1 protein-coding gene is annotated in these 376 nt (G+C 65.4%); it reads left to right on the top strand.

The annotated features are described in order from the left end of the window. Positions 1 to 376, top strand: a 376-nt coding sequence (locus NMG10_RS25895; RefSeq protein ID WP_254465385.1) for an AMP-binding protein, incomplete at both ends; no start/stop codon positions are given.

Genomic DNA, 376 nt, shown 5'->3' with positions numbered 1-376 from the left:
CGTGACCTATCGGCCAATCCGCTTTGCCGATACGCAACAGCCGGGCAGCCCGATCGGTGCGGCGATCCCGGACCTGTCGATTTATGTACTGGATGCCGACTTCAACCCGGTGGCCAAGGGCTGCACGGGCGAGCTGCACGTTGGCCATGCCGGCCTGGCCCGCGGTTACCACAACCGTGCCTCGCTGACCGCCGAACGCTTCGTGCCGGATCCGTTCTCCAGCAAAGGCGGGCGCCTGTACCGCACCGGCGACCTGGCCCGTTATCGCGGCCAGGAGGTGATCGAATACGTGGGCCGGATCGACCATCAGGTGAAGATCCGTGGCTTCCGTATCGAACTGGGCGAGATCGAGGCACGCCTGCAAGAGCACGCTGCC

Origin of the sequence: Pseudomonas sp. DVZ6, from assembly GCF_024259445.1 — a bacterium.
Classification (GTDB): Bacteria; Pseudomonadota; Gammaproteobacteria; order Pseudomonadales; family Pseudomonadaceae; genus Aquipseudomonas; species Aquipseudomonas peradeniyensis.
Note: the sequence above shows the minus strand (reverse complement) of the source record. Positions and strands in the feature narration are given on the sequence as shown.